The organism is Micromonospora sp. NPDC004540, from assembly GCF_040610095.1.
GTDB lineage: Bacteria > Actinomycetota > Actinomycetes > Mycobacteriales > Micromonosporaceae > Micromonospora.
This window is the reverse complement of record NZ_JBEXLR010000201.1, coordinates 1-2,306: the sequence shown is the minus strand read 5'-3', so window position 1 is coordinate 2,306 and position 2,306 is coordinate 1. Positions and strand designations below refer to the sequence as shown.

6 protein-coding genes are annotated in these 2,306 nt (G+C 74.5%); 3 read left to right on the top strand and 3 right to left on the bottom strand.

What is annotated here, in order from left to right:
- Nucleotides 1-158: 158 nt before the first annotated feature.
- Entirely contained in the window at nt 159-383 is a 225-nt protein-coding gene (locus ABZV78_RS31675; RefSeq protein WP_355644529.1) for a hypothetical protein, read from the top strand.
- A 43-nt stretch (nt 384-426) separates the two neighbouring features.
- Nucleotides 427-636, top strand: a complete 210-nt coding sequence (locus tag ABZV78_RS31670) for a hypothetical protein (RefSeq protein ID WP_355644527.1) — start codon at nt 427-429, stop codon at nt 634-636.
- 60 nt (nt 637-696) lie between these two features.
- On the opposite strand, the gene ABZV78_RS31665 is transcribed toward ABZV78_RS31670, so the two are convergent.
- The 3 genes from ABZV78_RS31665 to ABZV78_RS31655 are packed head-to-tail and all read right to left on the bottom strand — an operon-like array spanning nt 697 to nt 1,891.
- Nucleotides 697-1,236, bottom strand: coding sequence for a DUF1360 domain-containing protein (locus tag ABZV78_RS31665; RefSeq protein WP_355644526.1), 540 nt, complete (start codon nt 1,234-1,236; stop codon nt 697-699).
- Nucleotides 1,237-1,268: 32 nt separating this feature from the next.
- Entirely contained in the window at nt 1,269-1,592 is a 324-nt protein-coding gene (locus tag ABZV78_RS31660; RefSeq protein WP_355644524.1) for a hypothetical protein, read from the bottom strand.
- A complete protein-coding gene (locus tag ABZV78_RS31655; protein ID WP_091269715.1) occupies nt 1,592-1,891 on the bottom strand; it encodes a DUF6158 family protein in 300 nt (99 codons plus the stop codon). The genes ABZV78_RS31660 and ABZV78_RS31655 overlap by 1 nt, the downstream gene beginning before the upstream one ends.
- A gap of 122 nt (nt 1,892-2,013) precedes the next feature.
- Between ABZV78_RS31655 and ABZV78_RS31650 the strand changes: the two genes are divergently transcribed.
- Nucleotides 2,014-2,306, top strand: a 293-nt coding sequence (locus ABZV78_RS31650; protein ID WP_355644523.1) for a hypothetical protein, incomplete at its 3' end; no start/stop codon positions are given.

Genomic DNA, 2,306 nt, shown 5'->3' with positions numbered 1-2,306 from the left:
CACCGATCGGAGGCCACCGCCGAGGTGGCCTGGACCACCACACGACCCCGGGCGAACCCCCGCGCGGGGCGTACGACAACGGAGATCATGATCAACGCGGCTGGGGGCGGGGGTGGGTGGGGACGTTTGACCGATTCGGCCCCGGGTAGCTGATCGGCGTGACCGACGACGCGCCCGTGACCGATCAGCCGGACACCCGGCAGCTCGACGAACTGCTCGACGACATCTTCCGCGGCCAGGAGCGGATCAGTCAGGCGGACATCTACCGCCGCGCGGTGGCCGCCGAACTCCCCGCCGAACTGCTGTCCCGGATCGCCGCGCTGCCCGAGGGCGAGTACGCGGTCGACGAGGCGGCCGACCAGCTCGGCGGGACGGTGGCCTGAGCCCTTCCGGCGGACCCGGCCCGAGGACGGAGAGGACAGCGCGATGACCGACCGAAACGAGGAACGCGAGCACCCGCCGGCGCTCGGCCAGCCGCCGGAGGGCACGGACACGCTGCCGGACGGCGACTTCGCCGGCGAGCACGACGAGACCGCGGTCGCCGACGACATCATCACCGGCGAGGACCGCGACGAGCGGGAGCCCGAGGCGTCGCGCGGCTGGGCTGGCGAGGACCACGGCACCACCCCCACCTGAGCGGGAGGAAGCGCGGAAGGGGGCCGGCGCGACGCGCCGGCCCCCTTCTCCGTCGTACGGTCACTCCTCCCGGTGCCCGCCCTCGGCCGCCTGCTGGGCCACCGCGTAGCCCATCTGGAGGAAGTCGGAGGCGGCTACCGCGGTCAGCGCGGTGGCGACCAGCCGGGTCAGCCGGGGCGCCAGCACCAGCCCGCCGGTGAGGCCGGTGGCGACCCAGACGGCCAGGCAGAACGGGCAGCTCAACAGCTCGCCGACGGCGTGCCGGGTCGAGCTGCCCTGGTCGCGGACCTCCTCCATCACCTCGCCGCTGCCGATGGGGTGGTCGTACCGGGTGAACGGCGCGCGCAGCGGGCTGGTGATCGCGTCCTTGGAGAGCAGCCGGCTCAGCTTGTGGGTCGCGATCGAGAGCAGCACCACGTCGCCGGGGGTGGGCCGCTCCGGCACCGGCCGGCCGGTCGCCCGGACCAGTCCGACCAGCGACGCGGTGACCGCGCCGTACGTGCCCATCGCCGCCAGGTAGCCGCCCAGCGGCCGGTGCTCGTGCGGCGCGTACGCCTGGCGCAGCCGCGCCACCTTCTGCTTCAGGCCACTCCCGGTCACCCGGTCTCCTCGATCTCGGTGGGGGTGCCGGCTCAGCCGGCGGTCAGGTTGTCGGCCACCTCTCGGGCGAGGCTGGCCAGGATCTCGTCGGCCATCCCGTGGTCGGTGCCGTTCAGGTCCAGCCGGACCCGGGCGCCCCCGGCGTCGGCCGGCTCCACGTCGATGTCGGCCGACCAGCCGGCGGACTCGGAGCTCCAGCGGGCCCGCATGTCCTCGGCGTCGACCACCTCGACCCGGTGCGTGCCGGAGCGGCGCAGCTCCTCGGGCAGCCAGGCCGACGACCGGTCCGGGTCGGTGGCGGTGTTGAAGACCACCTCGGGCGGCGCGGACATGCCGCGCTCGGCGTGGCTGGCCATCAGGCGTCCCGCAGCCGGCTCGGGTCGACCTCCCGGCCCGGGTGCCGGGCCAGGTACTCGGTCTCCAGCTCGGCGGTGCGGCGCAGGTGGTTGGCGAGCGCCGAGTCGGTGGCGTGCCGGAGGGTGTCCAGCCGGGTCCGGTGCAGGCTCTGCATCTCCCGGATCAGGTCCTCGTCGCCGAGCTCGGCGGGGTCCACCCCGAGCAGCTCACCGTCGACGTCCTGGGTGCGGGCGTGATCGCCGTCCCACTCCGTCACCCGCTGCTCCGGACTGGCGTCACGGCGTACTGATTCGGTCATCGTCGCCCCCTCGTCTCGTTCGGGCTGGCGTCTAGACGGATGCCCAGCCGGGGTGTCACCAAACCCGACCCACCTACGACGCCGCGTCGGAGACGGCCGGCGGGCCCGGTACCCTCGATGGCATGCAGCGGCTCTGGACACCGGCGTGGATCGCCCGCCACGTGGCCATGGTCGTGCTGGTGGTGGGCTTTCTCGGGCTGGGCTGGTGGCAGGTCACCCGGGCCGCCGACGGCAACACGCTGAGCTTCGGTTACGCGATCGAGTGGCCGGTGTTCGCCGGCTTCGTGGTCTTCGTCTGGTGGCGTGAGCTGCGGCACACGCTGCGGGCGACGCGCGAGCAGCCGACCACCCCGGCGCCGCCGGCGCGCCGCGGCGCCCGGCCCGCCCGCGCCACCCCCCCCGCGGTACGCCCGCC